Source organism: Xenorhabdus khoisanae (genome assembly GCF_001037465.1).
GTDB lineage: Bacteria > Pseudomonadota > Gammaproteobacteria > Enterobacterales > Enterobacteriaceae > Xenorhabdus > Xenorhabdus khoisanae.
The window spans coordinates 1-24,192 of record NZ_LFCV01000026.1; the positions used below are offsets into that span (position 1 = coordinate 1).

The window sequence follows — 24,192 nt, forward strand, 5'->3', positions numbered from 1 at the left end:
GCGGTAAGGCACCAGGTTTTGATCCTGGCATGCCCTGGTTCGAATCCAGGTACCCCAGCCATACAACTGAAACAGCAGTATGACTAAAACGATATAGCGTTAGATTAAAACAGTTTGAGAACAATAAAGGCTGTAGTGATAACACTCAGGTGGGGTATCGCCAAGCGGTAAGGCACCAGGTTTTGATCCTGGCATACCCTGGTTCGAATCCAGGTACCCCAGCCATATCACTGAACGTTATCACAAATCTTACGATTATCGTAAATGGCTACGTAGCTCAGCTGGTTAGAGCACAGCACTCATAATGCTGGGGTCACAGGTTCGATTCCCGTCGTAGCCACCATTCATTTTCAAATCCAATTGGGGTATCGCCAAGCGGTAAGGCACCGGATTCTGATTCCGGCATTCCCAGGTTCGAATCCTGGTACCCCAGCCATGTTTCTGAAAATCACCATAAATTTTACGATCATTGTAAACGGCTACGTAGCTCAGCTGGTTAGAGCACAGCACTCATAATGCTGGGGTCACAGGTTCGATTCCCGTCGTAGCCACCATTCATTTTCAAACCCAATTGGGGTATCGCCAAGCGGTAAGGCACCAGGTTTTGATCCTGGCATGCCCTGGTTCGAATCCAGGTACCCCAGCCATATCTGTTAATTCTTACCAAGATGCCATCTTATTAAAAATCACTTTAATACCAAAACAACTAACCAGCTATCTAACATCTACAAACTCACTCAACTCAACAACCCACCAGAATTTCAGTAATACACAAATTTGAACCACGATCCTCTATCAGCAATATGCTGTAGTAGATTACTTGCACGAGTCCCAAATTGGGACTTACATCTCTTTATGAAAATAATATCCGTTGCATCACTCAAGACTTTTTGGGAAAAGCACCCCGATGCAGAACAACCACTAAGAGCTTGGTATGATGAAGCCAAAAAAGCCTCTTGGAAAACACCTGCTGAAATTAAAACTCAATACCGCAATGCGAGTATCCTGAAAAATAATCGCGTGGTATTCAATATCAAGGGGAATGATTATCGCCTGATAGTTTCCATATTTTATCCCGCAGGTTGGGTATATGTGAAATTCGTCGGCACACACAAATAATACGATGCCATAGATGCCAACACCGTAGAGCCGGAGTGAACAATGAACATTAAACCTATTAGAACAGAACAAGATTATCAAGAAGCACTAAAAGCCATTGCACCACTGTTCAATAATCAACCTGAAATAGGGACTCCTGAATTTGATTACATGGAAGTTATGGTGCTGCTGATTGAAGCTTATGAAGCAGAACATTATCCAATAGATCCACCAGATCCGATTGAGGCAATTAAGTACAGAATGGAGCTATCAGGGTTAACCATTAAAGATCTGGAACCTGCGATTGGAAAAGCCAACCGTGTATATGAGGTCCTAAATCGTAAGCGTAACCTAACATTAACTATGATCCGGAATTTACACTGCATGTTCGGGATTCCCGCTGATATTCTTATCAAACCAACTAAACCAGCCCCTTAAGGGGCTGGTTTAGATTTAAGACTCATCCTGTGTAGTTTATCCATCTAGCTATTGATTTAATTTGTTAAAAATAAACGCCACTCACAAACCCAAAGCATATTTCAGTGCGAGATTTTTCATAACACCTGAACGTTGTGCCACCATCAGTGTCAAATTGCGCACTGTTTTCAGTCCCGGCAAATCATTGCTGAATGCAGTGTGGAAAAGATCCATCCCGGCTTGCATCACCAAATTATCCGGCATCCTACGGCGCTGATAACGCATCAAAACTGCCTGAGAATGCCAATCTTCCAGCAATTCTTTGGCATCAGTAAGTACCTTGAGCAAAACATCAACATCTCTATACCCCAAATTCACGCCCTGCCCTGCCAGCGGATTAATGGTATGAGCTGCATCACCCAGTAACACCAATCCATCTTGCACATAATGGCTGGCATGATGGCGAACCAAAGGAAATGAACCTGCGGCAATCGGAGCGACTTTACCCAAACGGGCAGGAAATGCCTTAGAAATTTCTCGCTCAAGTTGTACCATCGTCATTGATTGCAATTGACGAATACGTGCAGGAGAATCATACCAAACCAATGAAGCCCACTGATCAAACAGCGGCAAAAAAGCTCTGGGGCCAGAAGGAAAAAACTGCTGCCATGTTGTATCCTGTTGGGGTTGTTCAGTCTTAACCGTTATCAACATACACGACTGCCGATACTGCCATCCTTTGCTGCCAATATTCGCCAATTGACGAACTTGAGAGCGGGCACCATCTGCACCAATAATCAGATGTGCATCAATTTCCGTACCCTCTTCCAACATTACCCGCCATGTTTTATCCTCGCGTTGGCGCTGCATCGATTTCAGAACCGTAGGACAAAACAATGTCAGGTTTGGATAACGTTCAAATTCCTGCCACAGAGCCAATTGCAAGATGCGGTTTTCCACCATATAGCCCAGCTCCGGCAACCCAAGGCTGTTGGCATCGAAAGTTACCTTGGAATCATTCTGCTCCCACGTTTCCAATTTGCGATAAGGGGCACTGCGCATCTGTAATACATTTTTCCACGCTCCCAATTGCTTCAATAAATCCACGGAAGCACAGCTAATCGCAGATACGCGAATATCAGGTTCACTGCCTGCATCGTAAGGCGCTGGCGGCTGGTGTTCCAATAGCGCAACGCGCCAGCCTTCCTGTGCCAATCCCAATGCTGTCGCGGCACCAATCATGCCAGCGCCCACGACAAGGATATCGAATTTTTGTTGTGGATTATTCATACTTATCACGTGATTAACTTGTTGATTAAAATAGTGTACCGGAATTTTCCCTTTCCGGCTGTGAATATCCGGTGTTACAGTCTGGTCACTCGTGCCTCAAATGACTACAATAGCTAACAATATTATGCTAAATACACTATGTGCAATACATTGCGCTTTTCAGTGTTGAAGCATCATTCCACTGGAAACACCGGATACACAAAATGTCGACGATAAAAAAACTGTACATCAAAACTTGGGGCTGTCAGATGAATGAATACGATTCATCCAAGATGGCCGACCTGCTGGAAACCACTCACGGTTATCAGTTAACCGATGTCGCCGAAGAAGCAGATATCTTACTCCTGAATACTTGTTCAATCCGTGAAAAAGCTCAGGAAAAAGTCTTTCACCAACTTGGTCGCTGGAAAGGCTTAAAAGACAAAAACCCCGAGGTCATTATCGGTGTGGGTGGATGCGTAGCCTCTCAGGAAGGGGATTTTATTCGCCAGCGTGCACCTAGTGTCGATATTATCTTTGGGCCGCAAACTCTGCATCGTCTGCCTGAAATGATTAACCATGTCAAAGGCACCCGCAGCCCGGTCGTTGATATCAGTTTCCCTGAGATAGAAAAATTCGACCGTCTGCCAGAGCCTCGTGCAGACGGCCCAACCGCTTTTGTTTCCATTATGGAAGGCTGTAACAAGTACTGCACATTCTGTGTTGTTCCTTACACCCGTGGAGAAGAAGTCAGCCGTCCTTGTGACGATATTCTGTTTGAAATTGCTCAACTTGCTGCACAGGGCGTGCGTGAAGTTAATCTGCTTGGTCAAAACGTCAATGCCTATCGCGGTGCAACGTTTGATGGAGATATCTGCACATTTGCAGAACTACTGCGACTGGTTGCAGCTATTGATGGCATTGACCGTGTTCGCTTCACCACCAGCCATCCAATTGAATTCACTGATGATATCATTGCAGTTTACGAGGATACGCCAGAGTTAGTCAGTTACCTGCATCTGCCGGTTCAGAGCGGTTCTGACCGCATCCTGACGCTGATGAAACGTGCCCATACTGCGCTGGAATACAAAGGTATTATTCGCCGTCTACGTAAGGCTCGTCCTGATATTCTGATTAGTTCTGACTTCATCATCGGTTTCCCGGGAGAAACACAGGATGATTTCGAAAAAACCATGAAATTGATCGCCGATGTTAATTTCGACATGAGTTTCAGCTTTGTCTACTCAGCACGCCCAGGAACACCTGCGGCCGATTTGCCTGATGACGTGAGTGAAGAAGAGAAAAAACAGCGCCTGTACTTACTCCAACAACGCATTAATCAACATGCCATGAGCTTCAGCCGTGCAATGCTTGGCAGTACACAGCGTATTCTCGTTGAAGGCCCATCCCGCAAAAATATCATGGAACTTTCCGGCCGTACTGAGAATAACCGCGTAGTTAACTTTGAAGGTGCGCCTGACATGATTGGCAAATTCGTTGATGTCGAGATTGTTGACGTATACGCCAATTCCCTGCGAGGTAAAGTTATCCGCACTGAAGATGATATGGATCTTCGTATCCATGAGTCACCTGAATCAGTCATTGCCCGTACACGCAAAGAAGATGAACTCGGCGTTGGCTTTTATCAACCTTAACAGGCCATAACATAGAGATAATCAGTGACACAAATCAACCCACAAGTAGCAACACAAGAAATTTTTCTGGAACCCGCAGACAATCAACGTCTAATGAGCCTGTGTGGACCACTTGATGACAATCTGAAACAACTTGAGCGCCGTTTAGGTATCGAAATCAACCGTCGCGATAATCGTTTCAAACTGGTAGGTAAACCACTGTGTGTGAATGCCGCAGCGGGTATCCTGCGTCATCTTTATGTTGAAACCGCTCCTGTACGCGGCATGATACCGGATCTTGAGCCTGAACAGATTCATCTGGCTATCACCGAAAGCCGCATACTGGAACAGGTAGCAGAAAGTGTGCCTGAATACGGCAAAGCTGTGAACATCAAAACCAAACGGGGTGTTGTAAAGCCCCGTACGCCCAATCAGGCGAAATATATTGCCAATATCCTTGACCACGACATCACGTTCGGGGTTGGGCCAGCGGGAACAGGGAAAACTTATTTGGCTGTCGCTGCTGCTGTTGATGCACTTGAGCGTCAGGAAATCCGCCGTATTCTGCTGACCCGTCCTGCGGTTGAAGCCGGAGAAAAATTGGGTTTCCTGCCCGGTGACCTGAGCCAGAAAGTCGATCCTTATCTGCGCCCGCTTTATGATGCCCTGTTTGAGATGCTGGGATTTGAAAAAGTTGAGAAGCTGATCGAAAGAAACGTTATCGAAGTGGCTCCACTGGCCTATATGCGTGGACGTACCCTCAATGACGCCTTTATTATTCTCGACGAAAGCCAGAATACGACCATCGAACAGATGAAAATGTTTTTAACCCGCATTGGTTTTAATTCTAAGGCGGTTATTACGGGTGACGTGACTCAGATTGACCTGCCAAGAGGGCAGAAATCAGGTCTGAGCCATGCAGTAGAAGTTTTATCTGATGTTGATGAACTGAGCTTTAACTTCTTACATAGTGAAGACGTTGTCCGCCATCCGGTGGTTGCAAAAGTTGTTATCGCCTATGAAGCATGGGAAGCAGCAGAGCAAGAGCGTAAAAAAGCGCTTAATGAAAAGCGCAAACAGGAAGCACAATGAGTTCCGTTATATTAGATTTGCAAATTGCATGTGAAAATCCAGAAGGGCTTCCCGATGAAGCCCTGTTCCAACGCTGGTTGGAAGGTGTTCTGCCACAATTTCAGGCGGAAAGTGAAGTGACCATTCGTTTGGTCGATGAGGCAGAAAGCCACGATTTAAACCTCACTTATCGCGGGAAAGATAAACCAACCAATGTGCTATCCTTCCCATTTGAAGCACCACCTGAAGTTGAGTTACCCTTGCTGGGTGATTTAATTATCTGCCGTCAAGTTGTTGAAAAAGAGGCAGAAGAGCAACAAAAAACTGCCGAGGAACACTGGGCACATATGGTTGTTCACGGCAGCCTCCATCTTCTGGGATATGACCATATCGAAGACGATGAAGCAGAGGAAATGGAATCTCTGGAAACAGAAATTCTGGAAAAAATGGGTTATCCTGATCCCTATCTCATGGAAAAAGAATAACCATGACCGACATTTTTATGTTAAACATTACATTCTACGATTTATTAATGGGGAATTTTCATTAAAACGCCATGAGCGACGACCATCCTTCAAGTAACGATAGCCCTGGCCCTAAGAAAGGCTTCTTTGCGCTTCTTAATCAGCTTTTTCACGGTGAGCCGAAAAACCGTGATGATTTGGTTGAACTGATCCGTGATTCAGAGCAGAACGACCTGATCGATCCCGATACCCGAGAGATGCTCGAAGGGGTAATGGATATTGCTGACCAACGTGTGCGGGATATTATGATCCCACGCTCACAGATCGTTACCTTAAAACGCAATCAATCTCTGGACGAATGTCTGGATGTTATTATCGATTCGGCCCATTCACGCTTTCCTGTCATCAGTGAAGACAAGGATCACATCGAAGGCATATTAATGGCGAAAGATTTACTGCCATTCATGCGTACGAATACAGAGCCTTTCAGCATTGATAAAGTGCTTCGTCAAGCTGTTGTTGTGCCGGAAAGTAAACGTGTTGACCGTCTGCTGAAAGAATTCCGCTCTCAACGTTATCATATGGCGATTGTGATCGATGAATTTGGCGGTGTTTCTGGTCTGGTCACAATTGAAGATATTCTTGAACTGATTGTTGGTGAAATAGAAGACGAATACGATGATGATGAAGATAACGATATTCGTGCTTTAAGCCGACACTCCTATTCAGTTCGGGCATTGACTCAAATTGAAGATTTTAACGAGGTTTTCGGTACCAATTTCAGCGATGAAGAGGTTGATACCATTGGCGGGCTAGTTATGCAGGCATTCGGGCATCTGCCTTCCCGTGGAGAATCTATTGTCATTAATGGCTATCTTTTCAAAGTAGCAATGTCTGATAGCCGTAAGATCATTCAGGTTCATGTAAAAATACCGGATGATGCTGAAGTTCCTAGCCTTGATAAACAATAATAGGATCTGGATGAACAAAGCCTCATTAATGAATTGCCAGCGGCTACGTGCTGTGCTGGCACTTCTTTTCGGAGCCAGTGGAACACTGGCTTTTTCACCTTTTGATTTCTGGCCTGCTGCTCTCGTTTCTCTTTTCGGCCTGCAAATCCTCACCTTAAACAGAACCAGCCGTCAGGCTTTTTTTATTGGTTTATGTTGGGGACTTGGCTTATTTGGCAGCGGCGCAAATTGGGTTTATGTCAGTATCGCCGATTTTGGAGGCATGCCAACCGCCATCAATATCTTTCTGGTGCTCCTGCTATCAGCCTATCTTGCCCTTTACCCTGCATTATTCGCCGGCTTACTGAACCGATTTTTTCCAACTTCCAGTGGTATCAGGTTGGTTATTGCCAGCCCTGCGCTTTGGCAATTAACAGAATTCTTGCGTGGCTGGGTATTAACCGGGTTTCCTTGGTTACAATTCGGCTACAGTCAAATTGATGGCCCAATGAAAGCCGTTGCGCCTATTCTGGGTGTGGAAGGCATTACCTTCCTGCTTATGATGATCAGCGGGTTACTGGTTTTTGCTACCGTTTATAAAAAGCTATCATCAGCCATCATTGCCATTATCTTGCTGCTATTGCCATGGCCAATGCGACACTATCAGTGGTATACCCTACAACCGGAAAAAGCCACTAATATCGCATTAGTTCAAGGCAATATTCCCCAGGCCATAAAGTGGGATCCTGCTGCTCTTGAGAAAACGTTGGATATTTATCTGGATAATAGCCGTCCTTTCATTGGCAAGGCGCCTATCATCATTTGGCCTGAATCTGCCATTCCAGATACTGAATACAACCAAAGGGCTTTTCTGACCGAACTGGATGCCTCACTGAGAGAACACAATACCAGCTTAATTACCGGTATTGTTGATGCCCGGCCCACGCTGGAAGGTTATAAATTTTACAATAGTATTATCGTATTAGGTGATAAAACGCCTTACCAATACCCAGCCCCTACTCGTTACGACAAACATCACCTCGTACCATTTGGTGAATTTGTCCCGTTAGAATCAGTATTGCGCCCGTTGGCCCCTTTCTTCAATTTGCCAATGTCTTCTTTTAGCCGTGGTGACTACACCCAGCCACAGCTTTCCGTTGCAGGGCACAATATTACTGCTGCTATCTGTTATGAAATTATTTTGGGTGAACAGGTACGTGATAACTTCAAGCCTGATACAGAATTTTTGCTCACCGTTTCTAATGATGCCTGGTTCGGGCGTTCCATTGGCCCGTGGCAGCATTTTCAGATGGCTCGGATGCGTGCGCTTGAACTGGGTCGTCCTCTGCTAAGAGGAACAAATAATGGTGTTACCGCAGTAATCAGCCCAAATGGCTTAATTCAAGCTGAAATCCCACAATTTACTCGGCAGGTATTAGAGGCCAAAGTCACGCCCGCAACAGGAGTAACGCCTTATTTTCGCTTCGGAAATTGGCCAATATGGGGAATCAGTGCTCTGTTTTTCATTTTTGCTTTTATGAGAAAACGTCAAATATGAGAAAACGTCAAAAAATTTAATTTCCCATAAATGATAAGATGTTGCTAATTAAGAATCAGGGCATAAAATATGCCCTGATTTTATAAATTTTTTATCTCACTCCACTGACAACTTCAGCAATTTCCCTTAACCATCACTTTCATCTCCGATGTGACACAAACTCACAACATATAAGACCAAGTTTATAACATAAAAATAGAATATTGTTCCAAATGGCTCAAAGTGTGAACAACATTCGATATTATTCACTCTCTAACCACGCATAAATGAAATTGTTTATTTATAGTGCGAGGTATGTCGCGAAATGGAAACATTATGGTTTCAAAAAAGTAACATTATGAATTATTTTTTTACGACATATAAACAAAATAATTCAGAAAATCGTTTCTACAAACAGTTTTATTCATCTATGTAAAAACACAATTATCTGTAAGAAAGTGTAATTTCACGAAAAATAACCAGGTAAAGGAGCTGTATATGCGTAAGTTGATGTTAACCATGATGTTGCTTAGCGCGGTTGGGGCTGCTCATGCTGAGGAACTGACTGGAACACTGAAAAAAATTAAAGATAATGGCATTATCGTTGTTGGACACAGAGAATCTTCAGTCCCATTCTCTTACTATGATAATCAGCAAAACGTTGTTGGTTATTCTCAAGATTATTCCAATTTGATCGTCGATGCTGTTAAGAAAAAACTGGATATGCCTAACCTACAGGTCAAGCTGATCCCGATTACCTCCCAGAACCGCATTCCCCTGTTACAAAACGGTACATTCGATTTTGAATGTGGGTCTACAACCAACAATTATGAGCGACAGAAACAAGCCGCATTCTCCAACACTATCTTTGCCGTCGGTACTCGCCTGCTGACTAAAAAAGATTCTGGCATCAAAGGATTTGATGATCTGGCAGGAAAAAATGTCGTCGTGACTTCTGGCACAACCTCTGAAATTTTATTGAATAAACTCAATGATGAGAAGCAAATGAAAATGCGCATCATCAGTGCCAAAGACCATGGCGATTCATTCCGCACTCTGGAATCAGGCCGTGCCGTTGCCTTTATGATAGATGATGCCCTGCTCGCAGGCGAACGTGCAAAAGCGAAGAAACCGGATCAATGGATCATTGTTGGTAAAGCGCAATCAGAAGAAGCCTATGGCTGTATGCTGCGCAAAGATGATCCTCAGTTCAAGAAATTGATTGATGACGTCATTGTTAAAGTACAGACCTCCGGTGAGGCTGAAAAAATGTTTGATCGCTGGTTCAAAGAACCAATTCCACCCAAAAACCTGAACTTGAACTTCTCCATGTCAGATGAAATGAGAGCCTTGTTTAAGTCACCAAACGATAAGGTGTTGAACTAATTAAGGAACTAAAAAATCCTGATTTTATTGGCACGACGGGTCTGAGGTAGTCGTTCCCTACCTCATTTTTTTAGATCGATTTTAAGTATTATTGCCAACCCCCATTTCAGGGAGAACGGTTATGTCTGTTGATTGGAATTGGGGCATCTTTTTACAAGCCGCCCCTTTTGGTAATACCACCTATTTGGGGTGGCTAATTTCCGGGTTTCAAGTAACCATCGCACTTTCCATCTGCGCTTGGCTTATTGCACTTGTTGTCGGGTCTTTGTTTGGTATTCTCCGAACTGTCCCGAATAAATTTCTTTCTGGGATTGGCGCTTGTTACGTTGAGCTGTTTCGCAATGTGCCCCTTATTGTCCAGTTTTTTACGTGGTATTTAGTCGTGCCAGAATTCCTGCCCAAAAGCTTAGGCGATTGGTTCAAAATGGAACTGGACCCTAATATTCAATTTTTTATTTCTTCTGTCATTTGCTTGGGATTATTCACTGCCGCCCGCGTATGTGAACAGGTTCGCGCCGCAATTGAATCACTCCCCAGAGGGCAAAAGGCCGCAGGGTTGGCAATGGGATTAACCCTGCCACAAACCTATCGTTATATTCTGCTGCCAAACGCCTATCGGGTGATCATTCCTCCAATGACTTCAGAAATGCTCAATCTGGTGAAGAACTCAGCCATTGCTTCTACTATCGGGCTGGTTGATATGGCTGCACAAGCCGGGAAACTGCTGGATTACTCAGCACACGCCTATGAATCATTTACGGCGATCACTTTGGCTTATGTGGCAATCAATCTCGTGATCATGTTTGCCATGAGCATACTTGAGAAAAAAGTACGTTTGCCAGGCAATATGGGAGGAAGGTAAATAATGTATCAGTTTGATTGGAGTTCAATTATTCCTAGCCTGCCCTTTCTCCTGAATGGATTGATGATAACGGCCAAAATCACCGTGGTAGCCATTATCATTGGAATTGTCTGGGGAACCATTCTGGCAATGATGCGCCTCTCACCCATTAAGATATTGAGCTGGTTTGCCACTCTTTATGTTAATCTCTTTCGCTCAGTTCCGCTGGTGATGGTATTACTCTGGTTCTATCTGATTGTGCCTAACTTATTACAAAATGTTCTAGGTATATCACCAAAAACCGATATCCGTTTAATTTCCGCAATGGTAGCTTTTTCGCTATTTGAGGCCGCTTACTATTCCGAAATCATTCGGGCAGGTATTCAGAGTATTTCCCGTGGGCAATCCTCTGCTGCGCTGGCTCTGGGTATGACCCACATGCAAAGCATGCGTCTGATCATCCTGCCACAAGCATTCCGGGCAATGATCCCATTATTGCTAACGCAAGGCATTGTATTATTCCAAGATACGTCTCTGGTATATGTACTGAGTCTGGCTGATTTTTTCCGTACAGCAGCGAATATTGGTGAGCGCGACGGCACTCAGATTGAAATGGTTCTGTTTGCCGGCTTTGTTTATTTTGTGATTAGTTTTGCCGCTTCTATGCTGGTTAACTATTTGAAGAAAAGGACTGTTTGATGATTTCCCTGAAAAATGTATCCAAGTGGTATGGCCAATTTCAGGTTCTTACTGACTGCTCGACTGAAGTCAAAAAAGGCGAAGTAGTCGTGGTCTGTGGGCCTTCTGGTTCCGGTAAATCCACGCTGATAAAAACGGTCAATGGCCTTGAACCAGTCCAGCAGGGTGAAATTCTGGTAAATGAAACGAAAGTCAATGACAAGAGTACCAATCTGGCACAGCTACGTTCCAAAGTGGGAATGGTATTCCAACATTTTGAGCTGTTTCCACATCTATCTATCATTGAAAACCTGACACTGGCCCAAGTTAAGGTACTAAAACGCGATAAGAAAGCGGCGACTCAAAAAGCATTAAAATTACTGGAACGAGTTGGATTAGCCAGTCATGCTAATAAATTCCCCTCACAACTTTCTGGAGGTCAGCAACAACGTGTTGCCATCGCCCGTGCACTCTGCATGGACCCTATTGCGATGCTGTTTGATGAGCCAACTTCTGCACTCGATCCCGAAATGATAAATGAGGTGCTGGATGTTATGGTTGAATTGGCAAAAGAAGGCATGACCATGATGGTGGTAACCCATGAGATGGGATTTGCCAAAAAAGTAGCGCACCGCGTTATTTTCATGGATGAGGGAAAAATTGTCGAAGACAGTAAGAAAGAAGATTTCTTTGCCAACCCAAAATCGGAGCGCGCCCGCGATTTTCTGGCAAAAATTTTGCCCTGATTTTTCTTTGGCGGCGGATGGCAAAACTATCCGCCGGCCTTAAATTCCATTAAAAATAAGCAATTTTCCACATTCCACCTTTAACAAGAGTTGTTGCGCCTATCCCTTATCAGCTATGCTATGGCGTCTTAGATTTCATAAACAACCATGTTTCATAACAACAAGCACGCTAACGGCGTAGCTTAATTACTCACCATAGGATTATCGGTGCCATGCAAGAACAATATCGTCCAGAAGACATAGAACAACAAGTCCAGCTTCACTGGCAAGAGAAGCAAACGTTCAAAGTGACAGAAGACAACAGCAAAGAAAAATACTATTGCCTGTCTATGCTACCTTACCCTTCTGGTCGACTACATATGGGCCATGTCCGTAACTACACCATTGGTGATGTGATTTCCCGCTATCAACGCATGCTAGGTAAAAATGTGTTGCAACCAATCGGTTGGGATGCTTTCGGCCTGCCGGCTGAAGGAGCTGCGGTTAAAAATAACACCGCCCCTGCTCCGTGGACTTATTCCAACATCGAATACATGAAAAACCAGTTGAAAACACTGGGTTTTGGTTATGACTGGGATCGTGAAGTGACGACCTGTGTACCAGAATACTATCGCTGGGAACAGTGGTTCTTCACTAAGTTGTATGAAAAAGGTTTGGTATACAAAAAAACCTCCGCTGTTAACTGGTGTCCACATGACCTGACCGTCCTGGCTAATGAGCAAGTTATTGATGGCTGCTGCTGGCGTTGTGATACCCAAGTGGAACGCAAAGAGATCCCTCAATGGTTCATCAAGATCACCGATTATGCGGAAGAATTGCTGAACGATCTGGATAAATTGGCAGATTGGCCTGAACAGGTCAAAACCATGCAACGTAACTGGATTGGTCGTTCTGAAGGTGTCGAAATCACTTTTAATGTTGCTGATAGCCAAGAAAAACTCACCGTTTATACCACTCGCCCAGATACTTTCATGGGTGCAACCTATGTTGCTGTCGCAGCAGGTCATCCTCTGGCAAAACAAGCGGCGGAAAATAATCCGGCACTGGCAGAATTCATCAACGAATGCCGTAATACCAAAGTTGCCGAAGCAGATATGGCAACCATGGAGAAAAAAGGCATGCCAACAGGCATGTTCGTTATTCATCCATTGACCAATGAAAAAATAGCTATTTGGGTTGCTAACTTTGTCCTGATGGAATACGGCACTGGCGCTGTTATGGCAGTTCCTGCCCATGATCAACGTGATTGGGAGTTTGCTACTAAGTACAACCTGCCAATGAAAGCCGTTATTCTAGACAATGACGGCAACGTACCAAATATTCAGGATGCAGCCGCTACAGACAAAAATGCACTGGTCAATTCCGGTGAATTCAGCGGGCTGAATAATGAAGAAGGTTTCAATGCCATTGCAGACAAACTGGTTGCAATGGGCGTCGGCCAGCGTAAGGTCAATTACCGCCTGCGCGACTGGGGTGTTTCCCGCCAGCGTTACTGGGGTGCTCCGATTCCAATGGCAACACTGGAAGATGGAACCGTTGTTCCTGTTCCAGAAGATCAGTTGCCAGTGATCCTGCCGGAAGATGTTGTGATGGATGGTATCACCAGCCCAATCAAGGCTGATCCAGAATGGGCAAAAACGACCATCAACGGTCAATCTGCTCTGCTTGAAACGGATACCTTTGATACCTTCATGGAATCTTCATGGTATTACGCACGTTATACCTGTCCGGATCATGACAAAGGCATGTTAGACCCGACTGCGGCTAACTACTGGTTGCCAGTGGATCAATACATCGGTGGTATTGAACACGCCATCATGCACCTGATGTACTTCCGCTTCTTCCACAAGCTGATGCGCGATGCTGGTTTGGTTAATTCTGATGAACCCGCCAAACGCCTGCTGTGCCAAGGCATGGTTCTGGCCGATGCTTTCTATTACACCGGCAACAGTGGCGAAAAAGTCTGGGTATCTCCGGCTGACGCTACTGTTGAACGTGATGAGAAAGGGCGCATTATTAAAGCAACGGATAAAGACGGCCATGAACTGGTTTATACCGGCATGAGCAAAATGTCGAAATCCAAGAACAACGGTATCGACCCACAAACTATGGTCGATAAATACGGTGCTGATACTGTTCGCCTGTTCATGATGTTCGCTGCACCACCAGAACTGACTCTGGAATGGCAGGAATCTGGTGTAGAAGGCGCTAACCGCTTCCTGAAACGTGTTTGGCGTCTGGTTTATGAACACAGCAATAAAGGGGCAATCCAGCCGCTGGATATCAGTAGCCTGACTGCGGAGCAAAAAGATCTGCGCCGTGATCTCCATAAAACCATTGCGAAAGTCACCGATGATATTGGCCGCCGTCAGGCATTCAATACCGCCGTTGCTGCAATTATGGAGCTGATGAACAAACTGACACGTGCTCCACAGGAAACTGAGCAGGATCGCGCTCTTATGCAAGAAGCACTGACCACAGTTGTACGTATGCTTTCGCCTATTACCCCACACGCTTGTTTCGTAATGTGGAAAGAACTTGGCAATGAAAATGACATTGATGTTGCTGAATGGCCGCAAGCAGATGAGCAAGCAATGGTGGACGATACTAAACTGGTAATCATTCAGATTAATGGTAAAGTTCGTGGCCGCATTACTGTACCGGCAGACGCAACAAAAGAGTATGTTCAAGAAATGGCGACGCAAGAATACAGTGTGACGAAATATCTTGAAGGCGTCAGTATTCGCAAGGTCATCTATGTTCCAGGTAAATTACTGAACCTGGTCGTTGGTTGATAACGGGAGACCACTATTGTGGGAAAAAATATAGTGGAAAGAAATGTGGTAGGAAATAATCTGCGGCATCGTATTTTCACGTTGTTGCTCGGGTTAGCGGTGTTGGTCACCGCTGGCTGCGGTTTTCACCTTCGCGGCACAACGCAAGTACCAAAAGAGCTTCAAACATTACAATTAAGTTCAGGGGACCCTTACGGGCCTCTGGCACGCTCGGTACGTCAGCAACTTCGCCTGAACGATGTCAAAATTGTTGAACATGGTGATGCTTCAGTACCTATCCTGAAACTTTTAGGCTCTAATGAAAACAAAGAGACTGTTTCAGTCTTTCAGGATGGTAAAGCTGCTGAACGCCAGTTAATTCTGTATGTTAATGCTCAAGTTCTGATGCCAGATGGCAGCATCTATCCATTGCAGGCAAGGGTTGATCGCTCTTTCTTCGATAACCCACTGGAAGCACTGGCAAAAGATGCAGAAAATGAATTGGTTCAACAGGAAATGCGCGAACAAGCTGCCCATCAGCTTATGCGCCAGCTATTGACTGTTCATAGCGCAGAGCTTCTGAAAGCTGAAGAAAAACAGAAAACTGCGACTACACAGAAACAATGATCCGACTTTATCCTGAACAACTTTTTTCGCAGCTCAATGAAGGGCTGCGAAGCTGCTATCTGCTATGGGGCAATGAGCCATTGCTATTACAGGAAAGTCAGGACAGCATCCGCAGAGTGGCTGAACAACATGGCTTTATGGAGCATTTCACCTTCGCGTTGGATAACCATACCGATTGGGATGAAATCTTCAGTCTGTGTCAGTCACTGAGCCTGTTTACCAGCCGTCAATCACTCATCCTGTTGCTACCGGAAAATGGCCCGAATGCCTCAATGTCAGAAAGACTCATCAAGCTGTCAGAGTTACTGCATTCAGATATCCTGCTGATACTGCGTGGTCATAAGCTCACTAAAGCGCAGGAAAATAGCCAGTGGTTCAAGTCAGTTGGGCAAAATGGCGTATACATCAGTTGCCTGACCCCAGAGCAAAATCGTCTGCCTCAATGGGTGGCTCAACGTGCTAAAAATATGGGGCTATCACTGGAAGATGAAGCTAATCAGCTATTGTGCTATTGCTATGAAGGGAACTTATTGGCACTGGCTCAGGCATTGGAACGCCTTTCCCTGCTCCATCCCGATAATCGGCTGACACTTCTTCGCGTTGAAGAAGCTGTCAATGATGCTGCCCATTTTTCTCCCTATCATTGGGTTGATGCTCTACTGGCAGGAAAAATAAAACGGGCATGGCATGTACTGAAACAACTCCGGCAAGAAGATACCGAAGCTGTCATCCTGCTTCGTACTATACAGCGGGAGTTAATGCTGCTGTTGATACTTAAACGCCAAAGTAAAACAGTCCCTTTGAAAACATTATTTGATCAGCACAAAGTTTGGCAAAATCGTCGGCCATTGTTAACAGCCGCGTTACAACGTCTGTCACAACAAAACCTGCAATCCGCCATACATTTATTGACCCAGATGGAACTGCGTGTCAAACAGGATTATAGCCAATCCATTTGGGCTGACCTGGAAACGCTTTCCATGCTGTTATGCGGAAAACCATTACCAGAGAGCTTGCTGAATGCTTGATTCTATTGACCTAATAAAGACTGACCCAATAAATACCATTGATTCAAAAATCGATACAGGTGCCCCGATTATTCAGGCTCTGTTTGGCGGCACTTTCGATCCTATCCATTATGGTCATTTGCGCCCTGTGGAAGCATTGGCACAGCTAGTGGGACTCAATCAGGTGATTTTACTGCCTAATCACGTTCCACCACATCGCCCCCAGCCAGAGGCGAGTGCTCAACAACGGCTGGAAATGGTTCGGCTGGCTGTACAGGATAATCCGTTGTTTACTGTGGATACTCGTGAACTGGAGCGACAAACTCCATCTTACACAGTGGAAACATTGAAATCCTTTCGTCAGGAAGCGGGAGAAGAACGCCCATTGGCATTCATTATCGGGCAGGATTCATTACAATCCATTCATACATGGTATAAATGGGAAGAATTGCTCGATATCTGCCATCTGTTGGTCTGTTCCCGCCCGGGTTATCAGAAGCAATTATCAAGCCCTGAAATGCAGCAATGGCTGGAAAATCACCAAGTTGATACTCCATTTCCATTGAGTCAAAAACCACACGGTTATATTTACTTAGCCGCTACTCCGCTATTAAACATTTCGGCGACAGACATTCGCCAACGTCACCAACAAGGCCTAAGTTGTGATGATCTGCTCCCTCCATCGATACAAAATTATATCGATTCATGGGGACTATATAAGCAATAGATAAGCAATAGCGAAATCATACAGCGAATTGCCGCCAAGTTGCTTACTTTTACAGAGATTGGCATGCTATTATTCTGCGTTACTCAACCAATTTTATAAAATAAAGGTGATCCTTTTGCAAGGCACAGAACTACAACAATTTGTTATTGATAAACTTGAAGATTCCAAAGCACAGGATATTGTTTCTATAGACGTTCGTGGAAAATCCAGCATTACTGATTGCATGGTTATCTGCACCGGAACATCAAGTCGTCACCTGATGTCTGTAGCAGATAATCTCGTTGATGACTGCCGCGAAGCGGGCATCATGCCTCTAGGTGTTGAAGGGCAAGGGATTTCCGACTGGATAGTCGTGGATCTCGGCGAAATTATGGTTCATGTCATGCAAGAAGACAGCCGTCGCATGTATGAACTGGAAAAACTCTGGAGTTGAGTTTGAAGTTACAACTGATCGCTGTAGGAACAAAGATGCCGGACTGGGTTCAGACCGGCTTCATGGATTACTTGAATCGTTTTCCCAAGGATATGCCTTTTGAGCTGATTGACATTCCAGCGGGAAAACGCGGTAAAAACGCAGATATCAAGCGCATTCTGGAAAAGGAAGGCGAACAGATGTTGGCTGCTGTTGGTAAAGGCAATCGCATTGTAACTCTGGATATCCCCGGCTCTCGTTGGGACACACCTCAATTGGCGCAACAGCTTGACCGCTGGAAGCTGGATGGCAGAAATGTCAGTTTACTGATTGGTGGCCCTGAAGGTTTGGCTCCGGCCTGTAAAGCAGCCGCGGAACAAAGTTGGTCGCTTTCTCCCCTGACCATGCCACACCCCCTCGTGCGGGTTCTGGTTGCAGAGAGCCTTTATCGAGCATGGAGCATCACAACTAACCACCCTTATCATCGGGAATAAATAGGGTAATCTATCACCGTGAATTCTGGCAATGGGATGAAGAAGAAACGAACTCCTTTTCGTGATCATTCGGCTGAATCAGCCCTATTCATACGCCGCGCACTTGTGGCGTTTATAGGTATTGTTATTTTAACCGGCATTTTGATTGCCAATCTCTATAATCTCCAGATCACACGCCACGAAGATTACCAAACCCGCTCAAATGGGAACCGCATTAAGCTTGTTCCCATCGCTCCAAGTCGTGGGATCATTTATGACCGCAACGGCACACCATTAGCAACTAACCGGACCATTTACCAGTTAGAGATTGTGCCACAGAAAGTCCCTGATCTTGACAAGACATTAGAAGAATTACGCTCTGTTGTTGGCCTTACTGATGAAGATATTGAAACCTTCAAAAAAGAACGCCAACGCGCACGTCGCTTTACTTCAATTCCACTGAAAACACCACTGGATCAGGTTCAGGTGGCACGGTTTTCTGTCAACCAATACCGTTTTACGGGGTTAGAAATCAAGGGATACCAGCGCCGTTATTACCCTTACGACTCTGCCCTAACCCATGTAATCGGCTATGTTGCTAAAATAAACGATAAAGATGTAGAACGGCTCGATAAAGAGGGGATTTTGCCTGACTACGCTGCCAGCCATGATATCGGAAAACTGGGTATTGAGCGTTATTATGAATCTATTTTGCATGGCAAACCCGGCTACGAAGAAGTGGAAGTTAACAATCGTGGCAGAGTCATTCGCCAACTGCACGAACAACCTCCACAGGCAGGCAAGGATATTTATCTGTCAATCGATTTGGAGCTGCAAACTTACATTGAAAAGATACTGACAACCAGCCGTGCAGGTGTTGTTGTTACCGATCCTCGTACCGGGGAAGTTTTGGCTATGGTATCCAACCCAAGCTACAATCCAAATATGTTTGTTGATGGCATATCGGGCAAAGAGTATAAAATCCTGCTTAACAATCCCAATCGCCCATTAATTAACCGAGCAACGCAAGGGGCTTATCCACCCGCATCGACGGTAAAACCTTTTATTGCTGTCGCCGCCCTTAGCAGTGATGTCATTACAAAAAACACCACGATAAACGATCCAGGTTGGTGGCAACTGCCGGGATCAGATAAACGTTACCGCGACTGGATACGCTGGGGACATGGCAAATTGAATGTTCATAAATCGATTGTTGAATCAGCGGATACTTTTTTCTATCAAGTTGCTTACGATATGGGCATTGATAGGTTATCTGAATGGATGACAAAATTTGGCTATGGTCAATTTACGGGCATTGATTTGAAAGAAGAAAACCCGGGCAATATGCCTACCCGTGAATGGAAACTCAAACGCTACAAAAAACCGTGGTATCAAGGCGATACCATTTCTGTTGGCATCGGTCAGGGATACTGGACTGCAACTCCAATGCAGATGGTAAAAGCCCTAATGACATTGATCAATGACGGAAAAGTAAAGACCCCACATTTCTTGATAAGCACTCGCGTAAATGGCGAAATGCAACCTTATCAACCTCCAGCCAGCGAACAGATTGGGGATATCCATTCTGGATACTGGGAAATTGCCAAAGATGGCATGTATGGCGTTGCCAATGCTCCAAATGGTACTGCCCGCAGAGCCTTTGCGGGCACACCATACAAAGCCGCAGCTAAATCAGGTACAGCTCAGGTCTTCAGTTATGAAACTTATAATGCAAACAAACTTGCTGAACATCTACGTGATCATAAGCTGATGATTGCCTTTGCACCTTATGACAACCCAACCGTTGCCATTTCCATCATTCTGGAAAATGGTGGTTCAGGGCCACCTGTCGGCACTATCGTTCGCCAAATTCTGGATCATATCTTGCTCAAAGATAACAACACTGCCTCTCCTGACGCAGCTTCAGCGACGACAGGAGTTCAGCCTCCCAGAACACCAGCGACCAGAACACAAGCTAATTGAGTAAAGCCATGACCGAATCTCAAAACAAGGTTCCTTTCTGGACCCGAATGCATATAGATATTCCACTGCTACTGTGCATTCTGGCATTACTGGCCTACAGCCTTTTCATTATGTGGAGCGCCAGTGGACAAGACATCGATATGATGGAACGCAAAGTCGGACAAGTTATTATGGGGCTCATAGTGATGATCGTCTTGGCTCAAGTGCCTCCACGCTTATATGAAAATTGGGCCCCTTACCTCTACATTGTATGCGTCATTCTGCTGATTTTAGTTGATGTTTTTGGACAGATTAGTAAAGGGGCACAACGCTGGTTAGACTTGGGCATTGTGCGCTTCCAGCCATCAGAAATTGCCAAAATTGCTGTTCCTCTGATGGTGGCTCGTTTTATGAACCGTGACCTTTGCCCACCTTCTCTGAAAAACACGGGCATCGCACTATTCCTGACTTTTCTGCCTACCCTTCTGGTGGCAGCTCAACCGGATCTGGGAACGTCCATTCTGGTTGCGACCTCTGGCATATTTATTCTGTTTCTGGCAGGAATGAATTGGAAATTAATTGGCATTGCGGTTTTACTGGTTGCCTGTTTCATTCCAATACTGTGGTTCTTCCTAATGCACGATTATCAGCGCGACCGCGTTATGATGCTGCTGGATCCTGAAAGTGATCCACTGGGCAAAGGCTACCACATCATCCAATCCAAGATAGCCATCGGCTCAGGCGGTTTATTCGGAAAAGGTTGGTTGCAAGGCACACAGTCACAACTTGAATTTCTTCCCGAACGACACACTGACTTTATTTTTGCCGTTTTGTCGGAAGAATTGGGGTTGGTAGGTGTTCTTGTTTTGCTCGGGCTCTACCTGACGGTCATTATGCGCGGCTTGTTTATTGCTGCCAAAGCACAAAATACTTTCGGCCGTGTAATGGTCGGCGGGTTGATACTTATTTTATTTGTTTATGTCTTCGTTAATATTGGCATGGTAAGCGGCATCCTACCCGTGGTCGGCGTCCCTTTGCCTCTAATTAGTTACGGAGGTTCAGCATTGATTGTCTTAATGGCGGGATTCGGCATTATCATGTCGATACATACACATCGTAAATTATTATCCAAAAGTTTATGAGGAAGAAGTTTCATGCGTCAACAATGGCTTATACTTAGCATCCTAGCGGTACTGATATCAGGCTGTACAACAACAGACACTGACCGGGCATCTTCCCTTCCCCCTGTCCCAACCCGTGATGTTTTGGGTGCTGAGCCTCAATATGAGCCTTATCATCCAAGCGCTAATCAGGATTATCAGAAGGATGGGCAAACGTATCGCATCGTGCAAGATCCGGCTAATTTCAGCCAAACAGGTTATGCCAGCTGGTTTGGTGAAGAATCCAATGGAAAGATGACCGCAATTGGTGAACGAGCCAGCCCTTATTCTTTAACGGCTGCCCACCCGACGTTACCTATTCCAAGCTATGTGCGCGTCACCAATTTAAGTAATGGGCGCATGATGATTGTCAGGATTAATGATCGAGGCCCTTACAATAAGCCGGGAAAAATCATTGAATTATCACGTGCAGCAGCAGAGCGATTAAACTTGATGCCACAAAGCAAAGTAAAACTGGCGGGTATTCAAGTTGCGCCTGATGGCTCACTCTTTGGTTTAGGAACGGAGGGGGCAACTATTGTCAAACAGAGCTATGCCTTACCTGAAAGACCCAATATTAGTTCTCGGTCATTTATCAAGGCTCCCATAATAAGTGATTCCTCAGCACAGAATTCTGACAATCAATCGGCTGTTGAACAAAAACCTTCTGGTGGTAAAGAAAGCCAGCCTGTTACTCCACCAGCGACAACACCATCGGATTCAAAAGAATCTTCTAGTCCCCAAACACCGCCTGATTCAGTACCGGCAGGCAGTTATATGGTACAAGTAGGTGCTGTCAGCGCTGAACAAAAAGCTAAAGAATGGCAACAATCTTTGAGTCAGCGTTTTAACGTGCAAGGCCGTACCACCCAATTTGGCAATGTCTATCGCGTTCAATTGGGACCACTTAACAGCCGCCAGCAAGCCTTGGAATTACAAAAAAAACTAATAGATCAAATGCATCAATCCTCTTTTATTGTTGCGCCCTGATCCGATATACCCAATGGATTTCAAGGTGTAGGGAAACAACAAGGGAGCAAACCCTAAGAGTATGGCTAAGGATGAGCCCAGCCAATAAAGCGGCAATCTGAAAGACGATGGTATATATCAACAGAAATAAATGGCATCATTGCCTGCTGACTGGATTATCTGATTCCTATCAGCAGGCAGATAAAATTGTGGTGAATAAAATACGGGTAAAAAAGTGTAAACCTTCAACTCACCCAATTTTGTTTAATGTCAGCTTTTTTTTCATTTGTTATGATATCGCTTATTATCAATCCCTTTCTCACGGATGTTATCTAATCAATCATGAAATACATAGTTACTTCCCGTTTTATTAAAAATGCCACTTTAGGCATCGCTCTGGCTACCAGTGTTTCTGCGTTCGCCAACACGGATGATAATTTCAGAACAATGATCCCCGGTGTTCCCGAACTAGATTCAGAAGCCTATATTCTGATTGATTACAATTCAGGAAAGGTATTAGCCGAAAAAAATGCAGATGTCCGCCGCGATCCCGCTAGCTTGACCAAAATGATGACCAGTTACGTCATTGGTCAGGCCATCAAATCAGGAAAAATCGGCCAGAATGATATCGTTACTGTAGGTAAAGATGCTTGGGCAACAGGGAATCCGGTATTTAAAGGTTCCTCTTTAATGTTTTTAAAGCCCGGTGACCAAGTCTCTGTTGCCATGCTATCCCGTGGTATCAACCTGCAATCCGGCAATGATGCCTGTGTCGCAATGGCAGACTACGTAGCAGGCAGTCAAGATGCGTTTGTCAGCTTGATGAATAAATACGTACAGAGTTTAGGGCTGCAAAACACGCACTTCCAAACTGTTCATGGGCTGGATGCTAATGGTCAATATAGTTCAGCTCATGATATGGCATTGATTGGGAAAGCGTTAATCCGCGATGTGCCGGATGAATATGCTATCTACAAAGAAAAAGAATTTACTTACAACAACATTCGCCAGCCTAACCGTAACGGCTTGTTGTGGGATAAAAGTTTAAGCGTTGACGGCATTAAAACAGGCCATACTAGTGGAGCGGGTTATAACCTCGTTGCTTCTGCAACCGAAGGTAATATGCGCCTGATTTCTGCCGTAATGGGTAGCCCGACGTTCAAAGGGCGTGAAACTGACAGCAAAAAATTACTGACCTGGGGCTTCCGCTTCTTCGAAACAGTTTCACCACTGCAAGTAGGTAAAGAATTTGCATCAGAACCGATTTGGTTTGGTGACACTGATAAAGTACAACTGGGCGTTGATAAAGATGTTTACCTGACGATCCCTCGCGGTCGCCTGAAAGATTTGAAAGCCAGCTACATATTGAATAATACCGAACTGCATGCACCACTCGCCAAAAATCAAGTTGTTGGAACTATTGCTTTCCAGCTTGATGGTAAAACCATTGAGCAGCGTCCATTGGTTGTGATGCATGAAGTGCAAGAAGGCGGCTTTTTCAGCCGTATGATTGACTATATCCGACTGATGTTCCACCACTGGTTTGGTTAATCTATTGAAAGTTAGGTATTTAACCCTATATTAGTTACATATTGTCAGAAAATTATCACACCACGGCAAATCATCCCCTTTGCCGTGGCAAATACATGAGGAACGCCCATGAAAACAAAATTAAATGAACTGCTTGAGTTCCCCTGCTCATTTACCTATAAAGTGATGGGTTTAGCTCAACCCGAGCTGGTGGATCAAGTTGTTGAAGTAGTTCAGCGTCATGCGCCGGGTGATTACTCTCCAGTCGTAAAACCAAGCAGCAAAGGCAATTACCACTCAGTTTCCATTACTATCAACGCTACGCATATTGAGCAAGTTGAAATACTGTATGAAGAATTGGGTAATCTGGAATTAGTGCGCGTTGTGCTGTAATTGCATCTTTGAAAAACGCTGATTTCTTGGTCAGCGTTTTTTCTGCAATTAATAGAGTTTGTTCTTA

Annotated in this window: 23 protein-coding genes and 5 tRNA genes; 27 read left to right on the top strand and 1 reads right to left on the bottom strand. The window is 44.8% G+C overall.

Going from position 1 to position 24,192, the window contains the following annotated elements; genetic code table 11:
- Positions 1-150: 150 nt before the first annotated feature.
- The 7 genes from AB204_RS04410 to AB204_RS04440 all read left to right on the top strand — a co-directional run bounded on the left by AB204_RS04410 (position 151) and on the right by AB204_RS04440 (position 1,536).
- Positions 151-225: transfer RNA gene (locus AB204_RS04410), tRNA-Gln, on the top strand.
- Positions 226-266: 41 nt separating this feature from the next.
- Positions 267-343, top strand: a tRNA-Met gene (locus AB204_RS04415).
- Between the two features lie 18 nt (positions 344-361).
- A tRNA-Gln gene (locus AB204_RS04420) sits at positions 362-436 on the top strand.
- Between the two features lie 41 nt (positions 437-477).
- A tRNA-Met gene (locus tag AB204_RS04425) sits at positions 478-554 on the top strand.
- An 18-nt stretch (positions 555-572) separates the two neighbouring features.
- Positions 573-647: transfer RNA gene (locus tag AB204_RS04430), tRNA-Gln, on the top strand.
- Between the two features lie 208 nt (positions 648-855).
- Positions 856-1,119, top strand: coding sequence for a type II toxin-antitoxin system HigB family toxin (locus AB204_RS04435; protein WP_047962177.1), 264 nt, complete (start codon positions 856-858; stop codon positions 1,117-1,119).
- Positions 1,120-1,161: 42 nt separating this feature from the next.
- Positions 1,162-1,536 (top strand): helix-turn-helix domain-containing protein, encoded by a 375-nt coding sequence (locus AB204_RS04440; protein ID WP_047962178.1) that lies wholly within the window; start codon positions 1,162-1,164, stop codon positions 1,534-1,536.
- Positions 1,537-1,617: 81 nt separating this feature from the next.
- Here the strand turns inward: AB204_RS04440 and ubiF are convergent, their stop codons facing one another.
- Positions 1,618-2,805, bottom strand: a complete 1,188-nt coding sequence (gene ubiF / locus AB204_RS04445) for a 3-demethoxyubiquinol 3-hydroxylase (RefSeq protein WP_047962179.1) — start codon at positions 2,803-2,805, stop codon at positions 1,618-1,620.
- Positions 2,806-3,008: 203 nt separating this feature from the next.
- Between ubiF and miaB the strand changes: the two genes are divergently transcribed.
- From miaB to ybeD, 20 genes are all read left to right on the top strand, one after another.
- The gene (gene miaB / locus AB204_RS04450; protein ID WP_047962180.1) at positions 3,009-4,439 is read left to right on the top strand and encodes a tRNA (N6-isopentenyl adenosine(37)-C2)-methylthiotransferase MiaB; all 1,431 of its coding nucleotides are present in this window, start codon (positions 3,009-3,011) and stop codon (positions 4,437-4,439) included.
- Positions 4,440-4,532: 93 nt separating this feature from the next.
- Positions 4,533-5,510, top strand: a complete 978-nt coding sequence (locus AB204_RS04455; protein WP_411354700.1) for a PhoH family protein — start codon at positions 4,533-4,535, stop codon at positions 5,508-5,510.
- Positions 5,507-5,974 carry an rRNA maturation RNase YbeY gene (ybeY, locus tag AB204_RS04460; RefSeq protein WP_047962182.1) on the top strand — a complete coding sequence of 156 codons (468 nt, stop codon included), beginning with the start codon at positions 5,507-5,509 and terminating at the stop codon, positions 5,972-5,974. Before AB204_RS04455 ends, ybeY begins: the two co-directional genes overlap by 4 nt.
- Before the next feature lie 71 nt (positions 5,975-6,045).
- Positions 6,046-6,924 carry a CNNM family magnesium/cobalt transport protein CorC gene (corC, locus tag AB204_RS04465; protein ID WP_047962183.1) on the top strand — a complete coding sequence of 293 codons (879 nt, stop codon included), beginning with the start codon at positions 6,046-6,048 and terminating at the stop codon, positions 6,922-6,924.
- A 10-nt stretch (positions 6,925-6,934) separates the two neighbouring features.
- Positions 6,935-8,461 (top strand): apolipoprotein N-acyltransferase, encoded by a 1,527-nt coding sequence (gene lnt, locus AB204_RS04470; protein WP_047962184.1) that lies wholly within the window; start codon positions 6,935-6,937, stop codon positions 8,459-8,461.
- A 477-nt stretch (positions 8,462-8,938) separates the two neighbouring features.
- Positions 8,939-9,826, top strand: coding sequence for an amino acid ABC transporter substrate-binding protein (locus tag AB204_RS04475; protein WP_152671495.1), 888 nt, complete (start codon positions 8,939-8,941; stop codon positions 9,824-9,826).
- 121 nt (positions 9,827-9,947) lie between these two features.
- Positions 9,948-10,688 carry an amino acid ABC transporter permease gene (locus AB204_RS04480; protein WP_047962186.1) on the top strand — a complete coding sequence of 247 codons (741 nt, stop codon included), beginning with the start codon at positions 9,948-9,950 and terminating at the stop codon, positions 10,686-10,688.
- A 3-nt stretch (positions 10,689-10,691) separates the two neighbouring features.
- Positions 10,692-11,366, top strand: coding sequence for a glutamate/aspartate ABC transporter permease GltK (gene gltK / locus AB204_RS04485; protein WP_047962187.1), 675 nt, complete (start codon positions 10,692-10,694; stop codon positions 11,364-11,366).
- Positions 11,366-12,091 carry an amino acid ABC transporter ATP-binding protein gene (locus tag AB204_RS04490; RefSeq protein ID WP_047962188.1) on the top strand — a complete coding sequence of 242 codons (726 nt, stop codon included), beginning with the start codon at positions 11,366-11,368 and terminating at the stop codon, positions 12,089-12,091. The genes gltK and AB204_RS04490 overlap by 1 nt, the downstream gene beginning before the upstream one ends.
- A gap of 212 nt (positions 12,092-12,303) precedes the next feature.
- Positions 12,304-14,886, top strand: coding sequence for a leucine--tRNA ligase (gene leuS / locus AB204_RS04495; protein ID WP_047962189.1), 2,583 nt, complete (start codon positions 12,304-12,306; stop codon positions 14,884-14,886).
- Between the two features lie 60 nt (positions 14,887-14,946).
- Positions 14,947-15,492, top strand: coding sequence for an LPS assembly lipoprotein LptE (gene lptE, locus AB204_RS04500; protein WP_200898198.1), 546 nt, complete (start codon positions 14,947-14,949; stop codon positions 15,490-15,492).
- Entirely contained in the window at positions 15,489-16,520 is a 1,032-nt protein-coding gene (gene holA / locus AB204_RS04505) for a DNA polymerase III subunit delta (RefSeq protein ID WP_047962191.1), read from the top strand. Before lptE ends, holA begins: the two co-directional genes overlap by 4 nt.
- Entirely contained in the window at positions 16,513-17,226 is a 714-nt protein-coding gene (nadD, locus tag AB204_RS04510; protein ID WP_084728524.1) for a nicotinate-nucleotide adenylyltransferase, read from the top strand. The genes holA and nadD overlap by 8 nt, the downstream gene beginning before the upstream one ends.
- A 106-nt stretch (positions 17,227-17,332) precedes the next feature.
- The gene (gene rsfS, locus AB204_RS04515; protein WP_084728529.1) at positions 17,333-17,659 is read left to right on the top strand and encodes a ribosome silencing factor; all 327 of its coding nucleotides are present in this window, start codon (positions 17,333-17,335) and stop codon (positions 17,657-17,659) included.
- A 2-nt stretch (positions 17,660-17,661) separates the two neighbouring features.
- Positions 17,662-18,132 carry a 23S rRNA (pseudouridine(1915)-N(3))-methyltransferase RlmH gene (gene rlmH, locus AB204_RS04520; RefSeq protein WP_047962193.1) on the top strand — a complete coding sequence of 157 codons (471 nt, stop codon included), beginning with the start codon at positions 17,662-17,664 and terminating at the stop codon, positions 18,130-18,132.
- Between the two features lie 36 nt (positions 18,133-18,168).
- Positions 18,169-20,094 carry a peptidoglycan DD-transpeptidase MrdA gene (gene mrdA / locus AB204_RS04525; RefSeq protein WP_047962194.1) on the top strand — a complete coding sequence of 642 codons (1,926 nt, stop codon included), beginning with the start codon at positions 18,169-18,171 and terminating at the stop codon, positions 20,092-20,094.
- A gap of 8 nt (positions 20,095-20,102) precedes the next feature.
- Positions 20,103-21,215: a peptidoglycan glycosyltransferase MrdB gene (gene mrdB, locus AB204_RS04530; RefSeq protein ID WP_047962195.1), complete on the top strand. Its 1,113-nt coding sequence runs from the start codon at positions 20,103-20,105 to the stop codon at positions 21,213-21,215.
- A 12-nt stretch (positions 21,216-21,227) separates the two neighbouring features.
- Positions 21,228-22,223, top strand: coding sequence for an endolytic peptidoglycan transglycosylase RlpA (gene rlpA / locus AB204_RS04535; RefSeq protein WP_047962196.1), 996 nt, complete (start codon positions 21,228-21,230; stop codon positions 22,221-22,223).
- Between the two features lie 321 nt (positions 22,224-22,544).
- Positions 22,545-23,753: a D-alanyl-D-alanine carboxypeptidase DacA gene (gene dacA / locus AB204_RS04545; RefSeq protein WP_047962198.1), complete on the top strand. Its 1,209-nt coding sequence runs from the start codon at positions 22,545-22,547 to the stop codon at positions 23,751-23,753.
- Positions 23,754-23,861: 108 nt separating this feature from the next.
- Complete coding sequence (gene ybeD, locus AB204_RS04550) at positions 23,862-24,125, top strand: DUF493 family protein YbeD (protein ID WP_047962199.1); 264 nt, start codon at positions 23,862-23,864, stop codon at positions 24,123-24,125.
- Positions 24,126-24,192: the final 67 nt, after the last annotated feature.

What these genes read in the sequence shown, in the direction of transcription:
- dacA (WP_047962198.1), top strand. Translation starts at nt 22,545, where the DNA reads ATGAAATACATAGTTACTTCCCGTTTTATTAAAAATGCCACTTTAGGC.
- AB204_RS04490 (WP_047962188.1), top strand. Translation starts at nt 11,366, where the DNA reads ATGATTTCCCTGAAAAATGTATCCAAGTGGTATGGCCAATTTCAGGTT.
- lnt (WP_047962184.1), top strand. Translation starts at nt 6,935, where the DNA reads ATGAACAAAGCCTCATTAATGAATTGCCAGCGGCTACGTGCTGTGCTG.
- AB204_RS04435 (WP_047962177.1), top strand. Translation starts at nt 856, where the DNA reads ATGAAAATAATATCCGTTGCATCACTCAAGACTTTTTGGGAAAAGCAC.
- ybeY (WP_047962182.1), top strand. Translation starts at nt 5,507, where the DNA reads ATGAGTTCCGTTATATTAGATTTGCAAATTGCATGTGAAAATCCAGAA.
- mrdB (WP_047962195.1), top strand. Translation starts at nt 20,103, where the DNA reads ATGACCGAATCTCAAAACAAGGTTCCTTTCTGGACCCGAATGCATATA.
- rlpA (WP_047962196.1), top strand. Translation starts at nt 21,228, where the DNA reads ATGCGTCAACAATGGCTTATACTTAGCATCCTAGCGGTACTGATATCA.
- AB204_RS04475 (WP_152671495.1), top strand. Translation starts at nt 8,939, where the DNA reads ATGCGTAAGTTGATGTTAACCATGATGTTGCTTAGCGCGGTTGGGGCT.
- leuS (WP_047962189.1), top strand. Translation starts at nt 12,304, where the DNA reads ATGCAAGAACAATATCGTCCAGAAGACATAGAACAACAAGTCCAGCTT.
- AB204_RS04455 (WP_411354700.1), top strand. Translation starts at nt 4,533, where the DNA reads ATGAGCCTGTGTGGACCACTTGATGACAATCTGAAACAACTTGAGCGC.
- AB204_RS04480 (WP_047962186.1), top strand. Translation starts at nt 9,948, where the DNA reads ATGTCTGTTGATTGGAATTGGGGCATCTTTTTACAAGCCGCCCCTTTT.
- AB204_RS04440 (WP_047962178.1), top strand. Translation starts at nt 1,162, where the DNA reads ATGAACATTAAACCTATTAGAACAGAACAAGATTATCAAGAAGCACTA.
- mrdA (WP_047962194.1), top strand. Translation starts at nt 18,169, where the DNA reads ATGAAGAAGAAACGAACTCCTTTTCGTGATCATTCGGCTGAATCAGCC.
- gltK (WP_047962187.1), top strand. Translation starts at nt 10,692, where the DNA reads ATGTATCAGTTTGATTGGAGTTCAATTATTCCTAGCCTGCCCTTTCTC.
- corC (WP_047962183.1), top strand. Translation starts at nt 6,046, where the DNA reads ATGAGCGACGACCATCCTTCAAGTAACGATAGCCCTGGCCCTAAGAAA.
- ubiF (WP_047962179.1), bottom strand. Translation starts at nt 2,805, where the DNA reads ATGAATAATCCACAACAAAAATTCGATATCCTTGTCGTGGGCGCTGGC.
- nadD (WP_084728524.1), top strand. Translation starts at nt 16,513, where the DNA reads ATGCTTGATTCTATTGACCTAATAAAGACTGACCCAATAAATACCATT.
- holA (WP_047962191.1), top strand. Translation starts at nt 15,489, where the DNA reads ATGATCCGACTTTATCCTGAACAACTTTTTTCGCAGCTCAATGAAGGG.
- miaB (WP_047962180.1), top strand. Translation starts at nt 3,009, where the DNA reads ATGTCGACGATAAAAAAACTGTACATCAAAACTTGGGGCTGTCAGATG.
- ybeD (WP_047962199.1), top strand. Translation starts at nt 23,862, where the DNA reads ATGAAAACAAAATTAAATGAACTGCTTGAGTTCCCCTGCTCATTTACC.